General features: G+C 62.6%; 19 protein-coding genes, 1 tRNA gene and 1 pseudogene. 15 read left to right on the top strand and 6 right to left on the bottom strand.

Translation table 11 applies throughout. The features are described 5' to 3' along the window. The first annotated feature begins 35 nt into the window (after positions 1 to 35). On the top strand, positions 36 to 545 hold the full coding sequence (locus tag J4G43_RS47735) for a YkgB family protein (RefSeq protein WP_208089009.1): 510 nt from the start codon (positions 36 to 38) through the stop codon (positions 543 to 545). A gap of 74 nt (positions 546 to 619) precedes the next feature. Here the strand turns inward: J4G43_RS47735 and J4G43_RS47740 are convergent, their stop codons facing one another. Beyond that, positions 620 to 1,753 carry a LysR family transcriptional regulator gene (locus J4G43_RS47740; RefSeq protein WP_225005847.1) on the bottom strand — a complete coding sequence of 378 codons (1,134 nt, stop codon included), beginning with the start codon at positions 1,751 to 1,753 and terminating at the stop codon, positions 620 to 622. On the opposite strand from J4G43_RS47740, the gene J4G43_RS47745 reads away from it, so the two are divergent. The 5 genes from J4G43_RS47745 (at position 1,635) to J4G43_RS47765 (ending at position 6,138) form a co-directional block, all read left to right on the top strand. Then, positions 1,635 to 2,738 carry an NADH:flavin oxidoreductase gene (locus tag J4G43_RS47745; protein ID WP_225005567.1) on the top strand — a complete coding sequence of 368 codons (1,104 nt, stop codon included), beginning with the start codon at positions 1,635 to 1,637 and terminating at the stop codon, positions 2,736 to 2,738. The genes J4G43_RS47740 and J4G43_RS47745 overlap by 119 nt on opposite strands. A gap of 593 nt (positions 2,739 to 3,331) precedes the next feature. Then, positions 3,332 to 3,628 carry a putative quinol monooxygenase gene (locus tag J4G43_RS47750; RefSeq protein ID WP_208089012.1) on the top strand — a complete coding sequence of 99 codons (297 nt, stop codon included), beginning with the start codon at positions 3,332 to 3,334 and terminating at the stop codon, positions 3,626 to 3,628. A 112-nt stretch (positions 3,629 to 3,740) separates the two neighbouring features. Then, complete coding sequence (locus J4G43_RS47755; RefSeq protein WP_208089013.1) at positions 3,741 to 4,466, top strand: alpha/beta fold hydrolase; 726 nt, start codon at positions 3,741 to 3,743, stop codon at positions 4,464 to 4,466. A gap of 55 nt (positions 4,467 to 4,521) precedes the next feature. Beyond that, the gene (locus J4G43_RS47760) at positions 4,522 to 5,448 is read left to right on the top strand and encodes an MBL fold metallo-hydrolase (protein ID WP_208089014.1); all 927 of its coding nucleotides are present in this window, start codon (positions 4,522 to 4,524) and stop codon (positions 5,446 to 5,448) included. Between the two features lie 408 nt (positions 5,449 to 5,856). Further along, a complete protein-coding gene (locus tag J4G43_RS47765) occupies positions 5,857 to 6,138 on the top strand; it encodes a hypothetical protein (RefSeq protein ID WP_208089015.1) in 282 nt (93 codons plus the stop codon). A 206-nt stretch (positions 6,139 to 6,344) separates the two neighbouring features. Here J4G43_RS47765 and J4G43_RS47770 read toward each other — a convergent pair whose 3' ends face one another. Continuing rightward, positions 6,345 to 7,091: an SDR family NAD(P)-dependent oxidoreductase gene (locus J4G43_RS47770; protein ID WP_208089016.1), complete on the bottom strand. Its 747-nt coding sequence runs from the start codon at positions 7,089 to 7,091 to the stop codon at positions 6,345 to 6,347. Between the two features lie 95 nt (positions 7,092 to 7,186). On the opposite strand from J4G43_RS47770, the gene J4G43_RS47775 reads away from it, so the two are divergent. Then, positions 7,187 to 7,498, top strand: a complete 312-nt coding sequence (locus tag J4G43_RS47775; RefSeq protein WP_028148917.1) for an ArsR/SmtB family transcription factor — start codon at positions 7,187 to 7,189, stop codon at positions 7,496 to 7,498. Between the two features lie 192 nt (positions 7,499 to 7,690). On the opposite strand, the gene J4G43_RS47780 is transcribed toward J4G43_RS47775, so the two are convergent. Further along, positions 7,691 to 8,572: a PhzF family phenazine biosynthesis protein gene (locus J4G43_RS47780; protein ID WP_208089017.1), complete on the bottom strand. Its 882-nt coding sequence runs from the start codon at positions 8,570 to 8,572 to the stop codon at positions 7,691 to 7,693. A 263-nt stretch (positions 8,573 to 8,835) separates the two neighbouring features. Here J4G43_RS47780 and J4G43_RS47785 point away from each other — a divergent pair, with 263 nt between their 5' ends. Genes J4G43_RS47785 through J4G43_RS47795 form a run of 3 tightly spaced genes read left to right on the top strand, consistent with a single transcriptional unit; the run spans position 8,836 to position 11,955 of the window. Further along, on the top strand, positions 8,836 to 9,885 hold the full coding sequence (locus tag J4G43_RS47785; RefSeq protein ID WP_208089018.1) for a type III polyketide synthase: 1,050 nt from the start codon (positions 8,836 to 8,838) through the stop codon (positions 9,883 to 9,885). After that, positions 9,882 to 10,400, top strand: coding sequence for an isoprenylcysteine carboxyl methyltransferase family protein (locus J4G43_RS47790; protein ID WP_208089019.1), 519 nt, complete (start codon positions 9,882 to 9,884; stop codon positions 10,398 to 10,400). Before J4G43_RS47785 ends, J4G43_RS47790 begins: the two co-directional genes overlap by 4 nt. After that, positions 10,393 to 11,955 carry a DHA2 family efflux MFS transporter permease subunit gene (locus tag J4G43_RS47795; RefSeq protein WP_208089020.1) on the top strand — a complete coding sequence of 521 codons (1,563 nt, stop codon included), beginning with the start codon at positions 10,393 to 10,395 and terminating at the stop codon, positions 11,953 to 11,955. Before J4G43_RS47790 ends, J4G43_RS47795 begins: the two co-directional genes overlap by 8 nt. Positions 11,956 to 12,154: 199 nt before the next feature. Here the strand turns inward: J4G43_RS47795 and J4G43_RS47800 are convergent. After that, positions 12,155 to 12,231 (bottom strand) — tRNA-Met (locus J4G43_RS47800). Between the two features lie 315 nt (positions 12,232 to 12,546). Here J4G43_RS47800 and J4G43_RS47805 point away from each other — a divergent pair. Then, positions 12,547 to 13,992, top strand: coding sequence for a coniferyl aldehyde dehydrogenase (locus tag J4G43_RS47805; protein WP_208089021.1), 1,446 nt, complete (start codon positions 12,547 to 12,549; stop codon positions 13,990 to 13,992). A gap of 150 nt (positions 13,993 to 14,142) precedes the next feature. Further along, on the top strand, positions 14,143 to 15,735 hold the full coding sequence (locus J4G43_RS47810) for a GMC family oxidoreductase (RefSeq protein ID WP_208089022.1): 1,593 nt from the start codon (positions 14,143 to 14,145) through the stop codon (positions 15,733 to 15,735). A 167-nt stretch (positions 15,736 to 15,902) separates the two neighbouring features. On the opposite strand, the pseudogene J4G43_RS47815 reads toward J4G43_RS47810, so the two are convergent. Next, positions 15,903 to 16,664, bottom strand: a pseudogene (locus tag J4G43_RS47815) (SDR family oxidoreductase). 138 nt (positions 16,665 to 16,802) lie between these two features. On the opposite strand from J4G43_RS47815, the gene J4G43_RS47820 reads away from it, so the two are divergent. The 3 genes from J4G43_RS47820 to J4G43_RS47830 all read left to right on the top strand — a co-directional run bounded on the left by J4G43_RS47820 (position 16,803) and on the right by J4G43_RS47830 (position 19,268). Continuing rightward, the gene (locus J4G43_RS47820; RefSeq protein ID WP_208089023.1) at positions 16,803 to 17,315 is read left to right on the top strand and encodes a CvpA family protein; all 513 of its coding nucleotides are present in this window, start codon (positions 16,803 to 16,805) and stop codon (positions 17,313 to 17,315) included. 184 nt (positions 17,316 to 17,499) lie between these two features. Then, complete coding sequence (locus J4G43_RS47825) at positions 17,500 to 18,282, top strand: SDR family oxidoreductase (protein ID WP_208089024.1); 783 nt, start codon at positions 17,500 to 17,502, stop codon at positions 18,280 to 18,282. Then, positions 18,279 to 19,268: an NADPH:quinone reductase gene (locus tag J4G43_RS47830; RefSeq protein ID WP_208089025.1), complete on the top strand. Its 990-nt coding sequence runs from the start codon at positions 18,279 to 18,281 to the stop codon at positions 19,266 to 19,268. The genes J4G43_RS47825 and J4G43_RS47830 overlap by 4 nt, the downstream gene beginning before the upstream one ends. Positions 19,269 to 19,272: 4 nt before the next feature. Here the strand turns inward: J4G43_RS47830 and J4G43_RS47835 are convergent, their stop codons facing one another. Next, positions 19,273 to 19,704: a DUF3775 domain-containing protein gene (locus tag J4G43_RS47835; protein ID WP_028149244.1), complete on the bottom strand. Its 432-nt coding sequence runs from the start codon at positions 19,702 to 19,704 to the stop codon at positions 19,273 to 19,275. Positions 19,705 to 19,710 lie beyond the last annotated feature (6 nt).

A 19,710-nucleotide genomic window follows, 5' to 3' on the forward strand; every position in this document is an offset into this window, starting at 1 on the left:
GCCACGTCGATCATCTCACATCAGGGATCACGACCATGACCATACTTGCCAACACCCACACCGCCCAAAATCCTCTCCTCAGCGCCCTGCAGGGATCCGGCCTGCTCGCGGAAGATCTCGACTACCATGTCGTCCGCGCCTCGATGGTGATCATGTTCTTCTTCTTCGGCTACCAGAAGTGGTTTCCGTACGAATTCGAACGGCTGGTCCCGTTCATCAGCAACGGCCCATTGATCTGGTGGCTCTATCCCGTGTTCGGCCATGCCGGCGCCAGCTATTTCCTCGGCGTCTCCGAATGGACCTTCGGCACGCTGCTGCTCGCGGGCTTCTGGAGCCACCGGCTTGGCGTGCTCGGCGCCCTCGGCTCGACCGGCACCTTCATCGCGACCGTCACCATCCTTCCCTTCATGCCGGAGGGTTGGGACCTCGCCGCGGGAGGCTTCCCCGCGATGACGGGCAACGTGCCCTTCCTGATGAAGGACGTCGTGCTGCTCGCAGTCTCCTTCTATCTGCTAAGGCAGGATCTGGTTCGTCTGACGCGGTAACAGCTTGCATTCTGCCCAAGACGACGCCTCGCCGGCGAGCTTTCCTGCTCGCCGGCGATGGCACGTCGCGACGATCACGGCAGTGTGCCCGCAAGCAGCCGTTTTCGCAGAGCATCAATGAACGCTCTTACACGGACAGGCATTTGCGCGCGAGTCAGGAAAACCGCCCATATCCCAAGCTCAACCGGCGCGGCATCCGCCAGAACGATGCGCTTCAACTCTCCGCGTTCAATCTGCTCGTACACATCCCAATAGGTCATCATGGCGACCCCCACGCCCGCAAGACAAGCCGCTCGAACAGCGTCGACTGTGCTGGCCGACAGCGGGCCGGCGATCCGGATCTGCTCCAATTCGCCTCCACGTACGAACGGCCAGGTCTCCATCGCATGAAGCTTGATGCAGGGGTGGCTCACCAGATCGCCCAGCGTTGCCGGTTCTCCGAAGCGAGCGGTATAGGCTGGTGATGCGCAGAGGATGTAGGGATTGTCGGCGAGCCTTGTCGCGATCATGTCGGAAGGCTTCATCGGCGCAACGCGGATCGCGACGTCGAGACCCATCGAAGCGATGTCGACGCGATCGTCGCTCAGGACAAGATTGACCCGAAGCGCCGGGTTGTCCGCGATCAGCCCGGCCACGACGGGTACGATGACCGCATGGCCGATGACGTTCGGTGCGGTGACCTTGAGCACACCTGAGAGGCCCGAGCCGGCGGACGACACGGACTCGAATGCTGAATCGCGGGCGGCTATCAGGGCGGCGGCGTGAGGCAAGAAGGCCTCGCCCTCAGGGGTGAGCGACAGTGAGCGCGTGGTCCGATGAAACAGGCGCGCGCCGAGCTCAGCTTCAAGCGCTGCGAGCCTTCGACTGACCAACATTGGCGTGGTGCCCATCTCTCGCGCCGCAGCGGACAGGCTGCCGGCGGTCACGATGCTGCGAAACAGGGCTACATCCGCGAAATCCATTTTATAACGATAATCGATAAAGTGCTTAGCTTCCAGCCGGACTTCTGTCGGGTCACGGCAAGCTCTAAATCGCTCTCCAGCAAGGGAGGCCACTCCCGAAGGTAAAGACTCTGGAGATTTAATAATGATGGACAGCGAAGCGAAGGCGCTTTTCACGCCAATCGATATAAACGGCCGTGCCGCGAAGAACCGTCTTGCTGTTGCGCCAATGACGCGCATCACGGCGACCCAGGACGGCCGGGCCACCGAAACCATGACGCGATACTACGAGCGGTTCGCGCGAGGCGGGTTTGGAACGGTCATCACCGAAGGCATCTACACAGACCAGGCGTTCTCGCAGGGCTACGTCCATCAACCCGGCATGACCGACGAAGTGCAGGCCATGGCCTGGAAGCCGGTCGTCAACGGCATCAAGTCGCACGGAGCGGTGGCCATCGCCCAGATGATGCATGCCGGAGCGATCAGTCAAGGCAATCGCTTTCGCGACAGCACGGTGGGGCCGTCTGCCATTCAGCCCAAGGGCGAGCAGATGACATTCTATCACGGAAAGGACCGCTACGTGCTGCCGGCAGCCATCACGGAAGAGCAGATCGCCGACGCCATCGCCGGCTTCGCGGGCTCGGCTGCGCGAGCGATCCAGGTCGCCGGGTTCGACGCCATCGAGATTCACGGCGCCAACGGCTACTTGCTCGACCAGTTCCTGACCGACTACGCCAACAGCAGAACCGATCGCTGGGGCGGCGCCACGGAGAACCGCGTGCGGCTAATCGTGGAAACCTTCAAGGCGGTGCGCGCGAAGGTCGGGAGCGCGGTGCCGGTCGGCGTCCGCATCTCGCAAGGCAAGGTGAACGACTATCATCACAAATGGGCGGGTGCGGAGCGTGACGCCGAAATCATCTTCGGCAGCCTCGGCGATGCCGGCGCCGACTTCGTCCATGTGACCGAGTTTGAGGCGTGGAAGCCCGCTTTCGCCAAGGACGGCCCGTCATTGATGCGCCTCGCCAAGCGCTACGCCCCCAAAGCGACGATTTTCGCCAATGGCAGCCTGCATAACATCGAGCAGGCGGTGGCTGCGCTCGACGATGGCGCCGATGTCGTCACGATAGGCCGTGGGGCCTTGGCGAACCCCGACCTGCCCAAGCGTCTGTTGGACCGCAGCTCTCTGGATGAATTTGACCCTGCGATCCTCGGCCCCATCGCCGACATCAAGGACACGGAACTGATGATGTGAGCGCGTCCCGCGACGTCGATGCCGAGGGCCGATGCACTGAAGATGGTGCACGCATCGAAAGGAACGATCATGACGGACGCGATCTCCGATGCCTCGGTGGCGTTGTCGCTCATGCTGGAAGCATTGCGCATGCTCGATGGGCCCGAGCATTCGAAGGCTGCGGCCCACCTTCGAGCGGCCATCGAGGAGCTATCGCCTCACACCGCGCAACAGTTGCTTCCACCTCTCGGTAAGGCTCCGAGCAGGTCCTAAGTCGTCGTCGGGGGTGTGACCGCAACGATCTCATCATCGTTTCGGCACCGCTCATCTCACCGCACGACCCGTGAAGACGGCAAGGCCGTGATGGTCGAGACCACCGGTGATTTCATAAAAAGACTTCTGATATAGTTCTAATGAATTTTAAAATTCGTTCTGGATGACGACTCGCTATCGAAGATATGACTTGCAACAAATATCTGCAATTACACAGTTATATTATTTTCTTCGATCACGACAAAGCGAACCAATCCCACGCGTTCTTTGATGTGTTTTTATAAAAACGCATTTTATATAGAGACGCACAATAGTCGGATGCAACCGAAAGGATCAATGGCATGGCCAAGTTCGCCTTCTTCGTCGAGTTGAAAGCCAATCGGGGCAAGGAAGCGGAAGTCGAAGCTTTCCTGAAGCAGGGCGCCGCGATGGCGAAGGCAGAGGCCGGAATAGCGGCGTGGTACGGGCTCAAGGAAGAGGAGCCGGGACGCTACGGAATCATCGACACGTTCAATGACGAAGTTGGACGAGACGCGCATTTGAACGGCGAACTTGCAAAGGTGCTGTTCGCGAAGGCAGACGAGCTGTTTTCCGAAGCTCCCAAGGTGCACCGGCTTCACGTCATCGCCCAGAAATAGAGCGCCTTACCGAGGCTCTTCGCTGCAAGGCAGATGATGAGCTTGGGCGGCGCGACTTAACGAACACTTCAGCGAAGCGACCTCCTCCGAATTCTCCCGAAAAGGACTCACGATGAACCAGGAATCGCCCAAGCCCACTGTCGTCCTTGTGCACGGGGCCTTCGAAGACGCGTCGATCTGGAATGGAGTGATTGAGAGGCTGCAGCGCGACGGCTACCCGGTCGTCGCCTTCGGCAATCCGCTGCTGGGCCCGGCAATCGACACCGCGTACCTGCGCAGCCTGTTGGACAAGATCCAGGGGCCCGTGATCCTGGCGGCCCACTCCTATGGCGGGGCCGTCATCACGCAGGCCGGGGACGACCCCAAGGTCAAGGGCCTTGTCTACGCGGCCTCCATCATGCCCGCGGTCGGAGAGGCCGCAACCCATTTGCTCGAACGGTACCCCGGCAGCACATTCCCCACGTCCGTCGAGCCGACCACTTACACCCTGCCCGACGGTACCAAAGGCACGTATCTCCTCTACCAGCCCGACAAGTTCCACAGCAACGTTGCCGCCGACGTGCCCGCGAGCGTGGCCGCCCTGATGCTCGCCGGCCAACGCCCCATGAACTTGGCGGCCCTGACCGAACCGCTGACATCCGCGGCATGGACGAGCAAGCCGAGCTGGCAAGTCAGGCCGCTGCAGGATCGCGCCATTCCGGTCGACGAATACAAGTTCGAAGCCGATCGCGCCCACGCTACCGTCATCGAGGTGAATGCTTCGCACGCCGTCCCCGTCTCCAACCCTGAAGTCGTGGCCGACGCAATCGAACAGGCCGCCCGCGCAGCAGCGAAGTAACGGCGTCCGCAAAGCGTGGTCGCTTGGCATCATTCAAACAGGGAGGACCCATCCGATGACGCAGGACGGTGAGCAAGAAGCAACGCCGCCCTGGGATGCGGCTCGGGTCAACCTCACATCGAACGAACTGGCTCCCGGCGTTTTCGCGGTCATGCCTGACGACGTGTTCGAGAAAGACCACGTCGCCACCACGGCCGGCTTCGTGATCGGCGAACGCAGCGTACTCGTCGTCGAGTCAATGCTGAATGGCGATCTCGCCGCGCAGCTTATCGGGCTCGTACGTCAAGTGACGTCGAAGCCGATCCGCTTCCTCGTCAACACCAGCTATCACGGCGACCATGCATACGGGAATTACCTGTTTCCCGACAGCACTGTCGTTATTCAGCATCCGGCGACCAAGCGCTACATGGAAGGAAGCTTCGAGGACGATCGCCGTTTCATGATCAGCCTCATGGGTAAGGGGAAGGGCATTGAACGCGTGCAGGCACGAGCCGCTGACATCACCGTCCCCGACATGATCAGCGTCGATCTTGGCAGCCGCATCGTCGAGGTCCGTCACTTTGGGTTCGCGCAGACGCCAGGCGATTTGGTCATATGGGCGCCGGACGCGAAGGTGCTTTGGGTCGGTAACATGATCCAAGCACCGTCTCCGGCGCTTCCATGGCTCCTCGAAGGGCGGCACAAGGAGACGATTACGACCCTTGCCCGCGTGCGCGACTTCCTGCCGGAAGACGCAACCATCATTCCAGGCCACGGCCGGCCGATGCGTCCCGCGGACATCGAATTCCCGCTTCGCTATCTTCGCGAGCTCGACAGCGCCGTGCGCACGGCGATCGCAGAAGGTCGATCGATCGAGGCCACGCTCGAGGCGGTCGCCATGGCGCACTACGGCGAGTACAGCCTGTTCGATTGGGCGCACAACTCCGTCAACGTGCCCGCCGCCTTCCGCCACCTGCAAGAGCCGGACGGCGGATTGGCCTAGGGGAACACGCATCGGAGTCGACCGCGAGCCTGGAGCATCTCGCCGTGTTCTCAACTCTATCGATGTAGCTGATATTACGTCGATTTTCCTTTGCATCGCCGGGAGAACGTCGATGCCGCCGACGTGTGAACGCAGCAGCGATCGAAGCGCTTGCTGTGTGCATCACCTCATTGTCGGCTCGCAAGGCAACCCCTTTCGCTGATAGACACAGGATCGGAGGCAGCTTTCGCCATGGAGCAGTTCGACTCGCTCCGAATCTTCCGGACCGCAGGTCAGAAAGCGACTGCGGATTGGTCGGCGCAAGGAAGTCTGCCCCCGTTGTGGTCTTCGCCCCTTGGGCGATCAATTTGCGGGAGCAACCCTTGGCGAAAGGGTTACAGGAAGGGGAAATCAAACAGGAGCTGCAAAATGGCGGGGCACCTGCGCAATGTCCTCATCATCACCAAGACCATTGAGGGTATGGCCGAACACCTGGCCTATGTTCGGCCGAGCTGGCGACGCGAATTCCTGCCGCTGCGAACCTGGGGCGACAAGGAAGATCGTACCTACAAGGATCTGGACCGGCTGCTCGTGCTTCTCCGCGACGACTTCGGCTATCGGGGCTTCATTGGGCTCTACATGGATGGTGATCCCGATCTCGTGCGCTATCGCGCGCTTTCGGAAAGCGAAGAGGCCGACGACAAGCCATAAAGTTCGGATCCGACGGTGCCGCTGCCTCACTGCGAGGCTCGCGGTGACATCAGGACTCTCACCCGCAGAATAAAAATGGCTCGCTTGATGCGAGCCATTTTCTCATCGGGACCGGTGAAGTCCGAACGTGGCGGCAGGATACACTACCGCGACCATGCTGGGACGACGCCGTTCAGCGATTTCGGGCCGCCAGGGCACGTCGCGCGTCAGCGAAGGCCGCCGGTGACGTGAAGTGTCTCGCCCGTGACGTAGGAGGCTTCGTCCGAAGCGAAGAAGGCCACCGCGGCAGCGATCTCCTCAACCTTGCCGATGCGGCCAAGCGGGGTGGTGGATTCGATCCAGTTGCGCATGTCGCCCTCATGCAGGCCGGCAGACACGACGCCTTCGGTGGCGATCATGCCCGGATTGACGGCGTTGACGCGGATCTTGCGCGGCGCGAGCTCCAGCACGGAGCAGATCGCATCCACCGATGCCTTCGTCGCAGTGTAAACGGCGGTGTTCGCCGGCGCGATGGTCGATACGCCGGAGCTGATGTTGATGATGCTGCCCCCATTGGGATTGAAGTGCTGCACCGCTTCCCCTGAGATCAAGAGAAGCCCGAGCACATTGAGGTCGAAATGCTTGTGGAAATGCTCAGGCGTGATGGCCTCAAGCGCCGCGAACTCGTAAATGCCGGCGTTGTTGACGAGGATGTCGATCGCACCGAACGCCTTCACGGTCTCCGCGACGACGCTTTTCACGTTTTTGGCATCGGCCAGGTTGCCGTGCACGGCGACGGCTTTGCCACCCTTGGCGATGATGGCGGCGACCACGCGGTCGGCGGCCTCTTTGCTGGCGCTGTAATTGACGGCAACCGCCGCACCCTCAGCCGCAAGCCGGGCTGAGATTTCGGCGCCAATGCCTTTGGATGCGCCGGTCACGAGCGCAACTTTGCCTTCGAGTCTCTTGGTCATCGCATGTCTTCCGTTGTTCGGCGGGATGCCGATATTCAATAGTTCAATACTAGTGAACTATTGAATGAGTTCAAGGGACGTGCTATATTTTGGGCATGGTGCAGTTCGTTCACCCATCGCGGGACGAGATTACACTCGCCGGGGTGCTTGGAGCTCTCGCGGATCCGATGCGGCTGCGCATCGTCAAAAGCCTGGCCGCGCAAAACGACTGCATGTCGTGCACCGAGGCGGCGCCTTGCCCTGACATGGCGAAGTCGACCCTGTCGAACCATTTTCGGATCCTGCGGGAGGCCGGCCTGATCCGGACGTCAAAGCAAGGCGTCCAGCACCGCAACGTTTTGCGCGAAGAGGACATCAACGCGCGGTTTCCGAAACTGCTCAAGATGATCCTGAGCTTTCCAGACTGAGGGCATTCGCGCACGACTGATTTGTGGAGTGCGCAAGGGATCGGCTGATGTTGCCACCGGGCGTATCCCAAAACAAAAATGGCTCGAGCTTCCGTCCCGGCGCAGGGCGTTGCCCGGCGTTCGCGCCATGATCGATTTTCCGGCCACAGCGCTGAAGGCCCAGGTCTAGCGCGCCGTCTCTAAGCCGACCTGCTAGGGCTGCAAGACATGTTGCTCCGCGCGCGTGACGGAGCCTCCAAGCAGGCAACCCACAGGCCGACTGTCGGCGAAGCCGAGCCGCACCCGGATCTCGGACAACGACCCCATCGCCCGGCCCTGCATGATGGTGATCCGCGCGCTGTTGCGCTCGACCAGGCCGTTCTTGAGCAGTCCGAACGCGAGCGCCGCGGCGGCAATGCCGGTGGCAGCATCTTCCGGGTAGCCTGATGACTTCGGAAACTGTCGCGCCTCGAAGCGCCGTTCGCCCTGATGTTCGACGGCGTAGGGGTAAAGTCCGGTGGACCCGATCCGCCCGCAGCACGCCTCGATCTGCGCTGGGTCCGGCACCAGCTCGTTGAGCTCGCGGACGCCCTTGATCGGGATGAGCGTCTTCACGCGCGACGTGACGGCGTTCTGCACTGGCATATCAAGCAGATCGCGGCGCGACAGCTTGAGCGTCGACAGAACGTCCTCCTCTTCGGCACGCGAGAGATCGACGACCTTGCCGACAGGCTGGCTGATCTCGACGGACGGTTCGCCCGAGTCCACACGATCGACATAGCCCGTCACCGATCCGCTGCGTGTCTCGATGCGGACCTGTTCGCCCGGCAAGCGCCCCTTGGTCGCGAGGACCCAGAGCGCGCCGATGGTTGCGTGACCGCACATCTCCATCTCGTGTCGCGGAACCCAGAACCGGAAGGCAAAGTCGGCGTCGCCGCTGGGAGCCGGAAGGACGAAGCCCGACTCATGCCCGAAGTGCCGGGCCACCGACTGCATCCCCTCAGCAGTCAGGTTCGATGCATCGATGACAATTGGACAGGGGTTGCCGCCGCGCCCCGTGTGGGTGAACACGTTGACAAGGTCGATCTCGGTCATTGGACAGCTCACTTCTTGGAGTGCGCGACGGCGTCAACGATCGCGTTGGCAACAGTTTGATGGACCATGGTCAGATTCTGATGGCGCTCGAATGCCTCGCTGGGCGGACGCGACAACCTCTGCATGTCGAATCCAAACCTGGGAAGTCGTAACGCTATTCAAGTTTTAGTGACATGTCCGGCTAGATCATTTCTTACAAGCGTCGAAATATTTGCACCGCGCCGATGTTTCTTATGCTGATGACAGCAACACCAGGATCCCCGATGCCCCCGGCTGCGCTGGTCTCCCTGGCGACGTCGGTGCCTCCCCACGTGTTTTTGCAAGAGGACGTGCTGACGGCAGCATGGGATGTCTTCGGCGCCCGCTTTCCCGAATTCGAACGGTTCTCAAGCATTTTCTCGAATACCGGCATAGTCAAGCGTCACGGCGTCAAGCCGTTCGACTGGTATCTCGAACGACGAGGCTGGCCCGAACGCACCGAGGCCTTTCTCGAGGGAGCTGAAGCGCTATTTGTCGATGTCGCCGAGAAGGCGCTGGCGAGCGCGCAACTTGCCGGCGGCGATGTCGACACTGTCGTGACCGTCTCTTCTACGGGAATCGCGACACCAAGTCTCGAGGCGCGCGTTGCTCGCCGGATGGGCTTCCGGTCCGACATGATGCGTGTGCCGGTGTTTGGTCTTGGCTGTGCGGGCGGGGTTTCGGGTCTATCGATTGCGTCGCGCCTCGCCCAAGCGCGCCCTGGCACCAACGTGCTGCTGGTCACGATCGAGCTCTGCTCACTCGCACTTCGCCTGGACGAACTTACCAAAGCCAACATCGTCGCCGTCAGCCTGTTTGGCGACGGCGCTGCTGCAATCGTGTTGCGCGCGGGCGATGGCGGTGCGACGCAGATCGAGGCTGCCGGCGAACACCTTTGGCCGGATACGCTTGGCATCATGGGATGGAGTGTCGATCCGGAAGGATTCGGCGTCATCTTTCGCCGCACCATACCTGACTTCGTCACGAGGCATTTCAACTCCGCCGTGACCGAAATTCTCTCCAGAATGCGTCTTTCGGTGGAAGACATTGACCGGTTCATCTGCCATCCCGGCGGCGCGAAGGTTATCTGTGCATTGGAAGGCGCCCTCGCGCTCGACCAAGGAACGCTTTCCCATGAACGACAGATTATCGCCGACTTTGGTAACATGTCGTCACCCACTGTATTGTTCGTGCTTGAGCAGGCTCGCGCGAAAGGGCTGCCGGCGCGCTCACTGTTGACGGCGCTCGGACCCGGCTTCACCGCGAGCTGTGTCACGCTACGGCACACTTCGTGACGTTTGCTGAACTCATTCTCGGCGCCATCACGCTGCAGCGCGTCGGCGAGCTCGTCATTTCGCGCGCGAACACTCGAAAGCTCCTGGCCCGCGGCGCCGTCGAGGTGGCACCCCGGCATTATCCGTTGATTATCACGGTTCATGCCGCCTGGCTGTTGTCGCTGTGGGTGTTCGGCCGCGACCAACCGGTGAATGTCGTTGCCCTGGCCGGCTATCTTATCCTTCAGTGCCTTCGCTTCTGGGTCATCCGGACGCTCGGCTCACGATGGACGACGCGGATTATTGTTCTGCCCGAACAGCCGCTCGTGTCGGCGGGACCCTATCGATTTCTGTCGCATCCCAACTATGCCGTGGTTGCCGGCGAGATCGCCGTGCTCCCTTTGGTTCTGGGTCTGCCGCTGCTGGCCATCGTCTTCACCATCCTCAACGCTGCGGTTCTCGCGATCCGCATACGGGCCGAAAACCTCGCCCTCGCCGCATCCCGTGAGACATTGTGCGTGGCGCAAAATGACTGAACGGGTTATCGAGCCGAGTGCAGCTACGTGGCTTGGCTTCGTCCTGATGTGCCTCGGCATGTTCATGGCGATCCTCGACATTCAGGTCGTCGCCACTTCGCTACCCACGATCCAGAGTACACTCGCCATATCGCGAGAGGCGATGAGCTGGATTCAAACCGCGTATCTGATCGCCGAGATCATCGCCATTCCACTGACCGGGTGGCTTACGCGCGTTCTGACGCTGCGATGGCTGTTCGTTATTGCGATCAGCGTCTTTACCCTTGCCTCCATCGGCTGCGCGTTCAGCAGCAGTTTTACGATGCTTGTCAGCTTCCGCGTGCTTCAGGGTTTCGCTGGCGGCGTGCTGATTCCGGCGGTTTTTTCCGCTGTCTTTCTGCTGTTTCCGATCCGTTTGCATCCCGTTGCCACCACCATGGCCGGCATTATGGCCGTGCTGGCGCCCACGGTCGGACCGGTGGTCGGTGGCTGGATCACCGACACCTGGTCCTGGCATTGGCTGTTTCTGATCAATGTCGCTCCCGGGGTGGTCGCCGCACTCGCCACGCCAATGCTGCTGCCGCGCGAACGACCCCGGCTTTCTGATCTGGCTACACTCGACGTGCCGTCTCTCGGACTTCTTGCGGTTTCGCTTGCATGCCTGGAGATCGGTCTGAAGGAAGGCCCGCAACGCGGGTGGCTTTCTCCATTCTGCTCCATCCTGATCGTCTTGAGTGCTGCCGCGGCAACCGTCTTCGCCATCCGAACACTCAGGGCTGCGCATCCGGTGGTCGAACTGTCGACATTTAGATCGCGCTCGTTTGCGATCGGTTGCGCATTGAGCTTCTTCCTCGGAGTTGGATTGTTCGGCTCAGTCTATCTCATGCCGGTCTTCCTCGCCTATGTTCGACATCATGACGCATTTGAAATCGGCACGATCATGCTCGTCACCGGCGTTGCGCAGCTTGCCACCGCGCCGATTGCGGGCCTGCTGGAAAGCAGGTTTGATCCCCGTTGGTTGTCGGCGGCGGGGTTTGGTCTGTTCGCGATCGGGCTGGGTTGCAGTGCATTCGAGAGCCGTGTCGCCGACTTCCAAGAAATGTTCTGGCCGCAAGTCTTGCGCGGCGTTGCGATCATGTTTTGCCTGCTGCCTCCGACCCGGCTGGCGTTGGGTTCGCTGACCGCATCACGGGTACCCGACGCAAGCGGCCTGTTTAACCTGATGCGAAACCTCGGGGGCGCAATCGGCATCGCGCTGATCGATACGATCCTTTACGGACGCACCGGCGGGCATGCCGACGCTTTGCGCGAGCGCCTGATTGCGGGCGATGTGACTGCGGCTCAGGCGATCGGGCTTGACCTGACGTTGTTTACCCACCGCCCTCCGCAGGTCTCCGATGCCGCGGTTGAAGCCTATCTGCGTCCCATGGTCGAAAAGGCCGCGTTCGCGCTCAGCGCCAACGAAGCCTGGGCCCTCCTCGCTTGCGTGGCGCTGCTCGGACTGTTGCTCATTCCGTTCGCGCCCGGTCCCCTGGAAGGCACTGATGAGAATTACGGTGATGGTGCATGTAATTGAGTGGTGAATAGAGATCGCAATTGCCGCAACGCCCCGCCCAACCAGCGAAGTTCGGCGTGGTTCGCTTACCTATCTGAGGAAGGCCGCACTGACCGCGGGACTCGTCGTGACCTGAGACGGTAGGTGCGTGGCTTCTCAAAACAAAAATGGCCCGCGTGATGCGGGCCATTTTCGTATCGGGACCGGTAAAGTCCGAACTTGGTTGCGGGGATAGGATTTGAACCTATGACCTTCAGGTTATGAGCCTGACGAGCTACCGGGCTGCTCCACCCCGCGTTAAACCGTCGCTATGCCTTGGCCAAGATGCCGGGGACGGTGGATGAAGTGGCCGGCGCTGTTCGCGTGGCTTGCTTCGTCCGTCCCAAAGGCTTCCTTGGAAGGCACCCCCGGGGCAAAGCCCCTCGGGTGCGAGGCGTATGTACCAACCCGGGCTGCCTTTGGAAAGGGCCGCGGGGACGTTTTTTTCGACTTTATGACAGTGAGTTGGGCCGATTTCGGGACCGTTTGGCGTACTCTTGCCAGAAGTTCCACAAAGGGCCAGCTTGCGGCAACAAAACCGGGGGCAAACGTCGTTTTCAGGGGAGACCACCCATGGACCATACCTTGGACCGCCCCTTGGCGAGCGCGCCACTCCCGGCGCTGAAGGATGCCTTCGAGGCCATGGTTGCGCGGGCGCGCGCCGAGCCTGCACCTGACCTGGCCGAGCGGCTCGACCGGCTGGCGCGGCTGCGCACTGTCGTCGCCGACAACGAGGAGCGTTTCCGGCAGGCGATCTCGGCCGATTTCGGCCACCGCTCGGCCGTCGAGACCACCATCGCCGAGACGATGCTGGTGTTCTCCGAGATCCGGCATGCGACCAAGCACCTGAAGAGCTGGATGGCGCCGCAGCGCGTGGCCACCGCGCTGCAATTCCTGCCGGCGCGCAACCGCCTAATCCCGCAGCCGCTCGGCGTGGTCGGCATCATCGCGCCCTGGAATTATCCGCTCCAGCTCACGCTTGCGCCCGCGATCGGCGCGATCGCCGCCGGCAACCGGGTCATCATCAAGCCAAGCGAACTCTCGCCGCACTTCTCAGTGCTGCTGAAGGAGACGGTGGCGCAAAAGTTCGATGCCACCGAGCTACTCGTCACCGGCATCGAGGACGAGATCGCAAAAGCCTTCGCGAGCCTGCCGTTCGACCATCTCGTCTTCACCGGCTCGACCCGGGTCGGTCGGCTGGTCGCGGAGGCCGCCGGGCGCAATCTCACGCCCGTAACGCTCGAGCTCGGCGGCAAGTCGCCGGCGATCATCGACGCCTCCGCCGATCTCGAGGAGGCGGCCGAGCGCATCGCCTACGGAAAGCTGCTCAATGCCGGGCAGACCTGCATCGCGCCGGACTATGTGCTGGTGCCTGAGCGCTCGTTGCAGGCCTTCGCCGAAAAAGTGCGCGCGCAGATGCGGCGCATGTTCGGCACCGATCCCGCCAACAAGGACTACACCTCCGTCATCTCCGACCGGCACTATGCGCGGCTTGAAGGACTCGTGGCAGATGCTGCGCAGCGCGGCGCAAAAATCCTGCAACCGGCGAAAGCGGACGATCCGAACTGGAAAGCACACCGCAAATTCCCGCCGACACTGATCGTCGGCGCGACCGAGGCGATGGCGGCGATGCAGGAGGAGATTTTCGGCCCCGTTTTGCCGGTGCTGGGCTATCGCGATCCGGCGGAGGCGATCGCTTTCGTCAACGCCCGCGACCGGCCGCTCGCGCTCTACTGGTTCGGCAAGGATCGCGCCGCCCGCGACGAGGTGCTGTCGCGCACGATCTCCGGCGGCGTCACCGTCAACGACTGCCTGTTCCACTTCGCGCAAGCCAACCAGCCGATGGGCGGCGTCGGCGCATCCGGCACCGGCGCCTATCACGGCGAATGGGGTTTTCGCACGTTCAGCAAACTGAAGCCGGTGTTTTATCGCTCCAAGTTCAACCGCCTCGCCGACCTCTATCCGCCCTATGGCGGCAAGATCGCGCGGCTGGAGAAGTTGATGCGGTTCATGTCGTAGCTTTCAATCATTGCGAGCCAACGGGTCCGCGCGAAGCGCGGCCCGATGACAGGCTCCGCGAAGCAATCCAGACTGTCTCCGCGGCGGGCTTCTGGATTGCTTCGCTACGCTCGCAATGACGAGAAGAAAATGCAGAGGGGGGACATATCAGTGACTGACACATTCGACTTCGTCGTCGTGGGCGCGGGCTCCGGCGGCTGCGCGGTAGCGGGGCGGCTGTCGGAGGATGCGGCGACGTCCGTGGCGCTGCTCGACGCCGGCGGGCGGAACGACAATTGGCGGATCACCACGCCATTCGGGCTCGCTTTGCCATACAGCGCGGCCAACTGGGCTTTCGATACCGTGCCGCAGAAGGGATTGAACGGCCGCATCGGCTATCAACCGCGCGGCAAGGGCCTCGGCGGCTCCTCGGCGATCAACGCGATGGTCTACATCCGCGGCCACAAATGGGACTACGACCACTGGGCCTCGCTCGGCAATGCCGGCTGGTTGTACGCCGACGGGCTGCCCTATTTCAAGCGCTCGGAGAACAATTCCGATTTCGACGGCGACTATCATGGCAAGGGCGGCCCGCTGCATGTCAACGGGCTGCGCTCGCACAATCCGATCCATGACGTCTTCCACCAGGCCGCGCGCGAGGCACAGTTCCGCATCCGCGAGGACTTCAACGGCGAGGACCATGAAGGGCTCGGCAGCTACCAGGTGACGCAGCACCATGGCGAGCGCTGGAGCGCGGCACGCGCTTATCTGCATCCCCACATGGACAAGCGCGCGAATCTGCGCGTCGAGACGGGGGCGCAGGCCACGAAAATCCTGTTCGATAGCGGGCGCGCGGTCGGCATCGAATATGTGCAGGGCAAGCAGACCAAGCAGCTGCGCGCCCGCCGCGAGGTGATCCTCGCCGGCGGCGCCTTCCAGTCGCCGCAGCTATTGATGCTGTCGGGCATCGGCGATGGCGATGCGCTTCGCGCGCACGGCATTGGCGTCGTGGATCATTTGCCGGGCGTCGGGCGCAATCTGCAGGACCATCCGGATTTCGTGTTCGTCTACGCCTCCGACTATCCGCACTTCGTTCATTCGTCGCTCGGCCGGTTGCCATCCCTGCTCCGCGCCATCCAGCAGTATCGCCGCGAGCGACGCGGCCTGATGACCACCAATTTCGCCGAATGTGGCGGCTTCCTGAAGACCAGGCCCGACCTCGCGGTGCCAGACATCCAGCTGCACTTCGTCATCGCGATGCTCGACGACCACGGCCGCAAGAAGCACAAGGAGGCGGGCTTCTCGTGCCATGTCTGCCTGCTCAGACCGAAGAGCCGCGGCAGCGTCTGGCTGAAGAGCGCCGATCCGCTCGCTGCACCCATGATCGATCCGAACTTTCTGGGCGAGGCGGAAGATCTCGAGTCGATGGTCGCGGGCTTCAAGACCACGCGGCGGCTGATGGAGACGCCCGCGCTGCGCGCGTTGCGGAAGAAGGACATGTTCACGTCGGATGTGAGAACGGACGACGACATCCGCGCCATCCTGCGCAATCGCGTCGACACCGTCTATCACCCCGTCGGCAGCTGCAAGATGGGCACCGATGCGATGTCGGTGGTCGATCCGAAGCTGAAGGTGCACGGCATCGAGGGCCTGCGCGTCGTCGACGCCTCGATCATGCCGACGCTGATCGGTGGCAACACCAACGCGCCGACCATCATGATCGGGGAGAAGGCGGCGGATATGATCAGGGTGGAGGCGAGGTAGCGCGAAGCCGCCGCCTTACATTCAGCTGTCGTCCCCGCGAACGCGGGGACCCATAACCGCAGGGAGATGTTGTGGGGCGAGATAGTAACTCCGAATCTTTGCCAAACCTCTCCCTGGGGTTATGGGTCCCGGATCTGCGCTTCGCTTGTCCGGGACGACAGCGGTGGTTAGTTCAACAAGAACCCGCCATCCACCGTCACCACACTCCCCGTCATGTACCGCGACGCCCGTGACGCCAGCAGCAGGATCGCGCCATCGAGATCGGACTCGGCGCCGACGCGGCGCTGCGGGATGCGCTTGGTCAGGCGTTCGCCCGGCGGGGTGGACCAGAAGGCGTGATTCATTTCCGTGTCGATATAGCCGGGCGCCAGCGCGTTGATGCGGATGTTCTGGCCCGCGAGCTCCAGCGCCATCGCCCTGGTCGCCTGGAGGATGCCGGCCTTGGAGATCGCATAGGGCGACACCGCCTTCAGCACGCCGGTGCCGAGCACGGAAGCGATGTTGACGATGTTGCCTTCCTGCTTGCGCGCGATCATGCGGCGCGCGACTTCGGTCGCGAGGAAATAGGCGCCTTTCAAATTGGCGCCGATCACGGCGTCCCAATCGGATTCGGTCTGTTCGGTCGCGAGCTTCTCGATGGCGATGCCGGCATTGTTGATCAGCACCGTGATCGGACCGAGCGCGGCTTCCGTGGCATCCACAGCCTTGGCGATCGATGGCATGTCAGTGACGTCGAGTGCGACCGCGGCAGCGCGGCCGCCCTTGCCGCGGATCTCCTCCTCCAGGCTCTTCAGCTAGTCGGTCTGCCGCGCCGCGAGCGCGACGGCCGCGCCATGGGCCGCGAGGACCCGGGCAAATTGCCGCCCCAGCCCCTGGCTCGCGCCCGTCACAAGGATGGTTTCTTGACTGACGTCGAATAAGTCTGACATGACGCTTGCCTTGAGTGTTTTCCCTGAGCTTTGGAGCCACCAATACAGACGATTTTAACGATCTGAAACCGGAATGATCGGTCCGGCGTTCATTCGTTCCATCGACGCAAGCGTTCCATCGAGGCAGGCCTGACGCTCATGAACAGTTTCGATCTCGCGGTCTATACGGCACTCGCCGTCGCGATCGGCTTCGGTTTCAGGACTGGCCTGCTCGGCAGCGCCATGACCATCCTCGCCTATCTCCTGGCCGCTCCCATCGCCGTCGCGCTGATGCCGCTGATCGTGCCGCAGGTCGCGACCAATCCGAACGCGCCGCTGCTGCAAAACTGGATCTGGTTCTTCGGCATCTTCGTGGTCGTCGGCATGCTCCTTGGTTATATCGGCCGCCTCGCACTGAACGACACGATACGCGAAGCCGGGATCGGCGACCGGCTCGCCGGCGCCGCACTCGGCGCCGTCAGGGTCGGCCTCGTCGCCACCACGCTGGTGCTGGTGTTCGACCAGATCGTGCCGGCCAACCGGCAGCCACCGTTCCTCGCCGGTTCGCATCTGCGGCCGTTGTTCTCGGCGGCCGGCAAGATGGGCTTCAAGACATTGCCGCCGGAGGCCGCGGCCGCGATCGACCGCCTCAAGCAGGAACGGCGTATCTAGCTTATTGTCTGGGCATGATCTTTTCGGAAGACCGCGGCACACTTTTCCGGATCATGCCCGCACATTTGCATCGCCGCGCGACCGCGCCATGCATTTTGACGCGGCCCCCTCCCTTATCAGCGGCGCCATGATTGGCTAGAGTGCGGCCCGTCCAAAACCTGCCTGACATTACGGGAGTGAAACAGTGGATCTTGGGATCAAAGGTCGCCGCGCCATCGTCTGCGCATCCAGCAAGGGCCTTGGCCGCGCCTGCGCCATCTCGCTGGCGGAAGCCGGCGTTGACGTCACGCTGACCGCGCGCGGCGCCGAAGCCCTGAAGAAGACGGCCGACGACATCCGCAAAGCCTATCCGGGCGTGAAGGTCACCGAGATCGTCGGCGACATCACGACGCCTGCGGGCCGCGAGGCCGTGCTGAAGGCCTGCCCCGAGCCGGATATCCTCATCAACAATGCCGGCGGCCCGCCGCCCGGCGATTTCCGCAACTGGACCCGCGACGACTGGATCAAGGCGATCGACGCCAACATGCTCACGCCCATCGAGCTGATCAAGTCGACCGTCGACGGCATGATGGCGCGCAAGTTCGGCCGCATCGTCAACATCACCTCGGCGGCGGTGAAGGCGCCGATCGACATCCTCGGTCTCTCCAACGGCGCGCGCGCCGGCCTCACCGGCTTCATCGCCGGCCTGTCGCGCAAGACCGTGATCAACAACGTCACCATCAACGGCCTGTTGCCGGGTCCGTTCGAGACCGACCGCCTGACCGGCACCGCGAAGGCCGAGGCCGACAAGCGCGGCACGAAGCCGGAGCAGATCCTGGCCGAGCGAGCAAAACTCAACCCGGCCGGCCGCTTCGGCCAGCCTGACGAGTTCGGCTATGCCTGCGCCTTCCTCTGCGGCGCCAAGGCCGGCTTCATCACGGGCCAGAATATCTTGCTCGACGGCGGCGCCTTCCCCGGAACGCTGTGAGAGCAGTCTGGTACGAGCAAACTGGACCGGCGGCGGATGTCCTCACCTATGGTGAGATGGCGACGCCGGTCGCTGGCCCAGGCGAAGTTCGCATTCGCCTGGAGGCCTCCGGCGTCAATCCGGCCGATGTCGGCCGGCGCGGCGGCAGCTATCGCGCGATTGAATTTTCGCGCGTCATTCCGAACAGCGACGGCGCGGGTTTCGTCGACCAGATCGGCGACGGCGTAACGCGCTTCAGGGTCGGCGACCGGGTCTGGCTGTTCAACGGCCAGCGCAACGGCCGCGCCTTCGGCACGGCGGCCGAATATATCGCGCTCGCCGAGCAGCTGGTGACGCCGCTGCCGGATCATCTTTCCTTTGCGGAGGGCGCAACGCTCGGCATCCCCGCGATGACCGCATGGTGCAGCCTGTTTGCGGATGGGCCGATCGTCGGCAAGACCGTGCTCGTCACCGGCGGCGCCGGCGCGGTTGGCCATTATGCCGTGCAGCTCGCCAAATGGGGCGGCGCGCAGGTGATCGCGACAGTCAGCTCGGCGATGAAGGGCGAGCAGGCCCGGCGCGCGGGCGCCGATCTCGTGGTCAATTACAGGGACGAGGACGTCGTCGCCAAGGCGATGGCGTTCACCGGCGGACGTGGTGTCGATCGCGTGGTCGATGTCGATTTCGGCGGCAACATCGCGACGACGTTGAAGCTGATGGCGCTCAATTCGACGATCGCCGTCTACGCCACCAACGGCAACCGCACACCCACGGTGCCGATGCGCGAACTGATGGAGAAGTGCATCACGCTCCGCTCGCTCGTCTTGTTCGCGCTACCGCCCGCGCTGCTTGCGGCGGCGCAGGCCGATATCACGAAATGGCTGGCGGCAGGGCCGCGCATTCACAACGTCGCGGCGCAGTTCGCGCTATCGGATACCGCGCAGGCGCATCTCGCCGTCGAGAAGGGTGACAAGCTCGGCACCGTGATCGTCGACTGCGCGCGGTGACGACTTACGAAACCGGCGTAGTCCGCTCGTCGGTCCAGTCGATGCCAAGCTCGTCCATGCCGTCGGCAAGCAGATCGCCCAGCATCGGCTCGCCCAGCAGATATTGCACCGTTTCGCGACGCGGGTTCTTGTATTCACCGCGCGCCTCGGCGGCGCGGGCACGCAGATCGTCCCACTCCTCCACTTCGCCATCGCCGCGGCCGAGCCACATCATCGTGACGAGATCGAGCTGCTCGTCCTCGTTCAGCGCGCGGATGAAACCGGAGAGCTCGGCTGCGACCGGGTCGGAATTCGTGTCCTCGAGCACGTCGATCTCGTCATCATCAGAGGGATTGGAGCCCGAGTCAGGGTCGGACGCTGCCTCCTTGACGTCGAATTCGCGGGCCTTCTCGATGATGAAGGCGACCTTCTCGGCGGAAATAGCAAGCTCTGGCATCGTCGC

Source organism: Bradyrhizobium barranii subsp. barranii (genome assembly GCF_017565645.3).
Lineage (GTDB): Bacteria > Pseudomonadota > Alphaproteobacteria > Rhizobiales > Xanthobacteraceae > Bradyrhizobium > Bradyrhizobium barranii.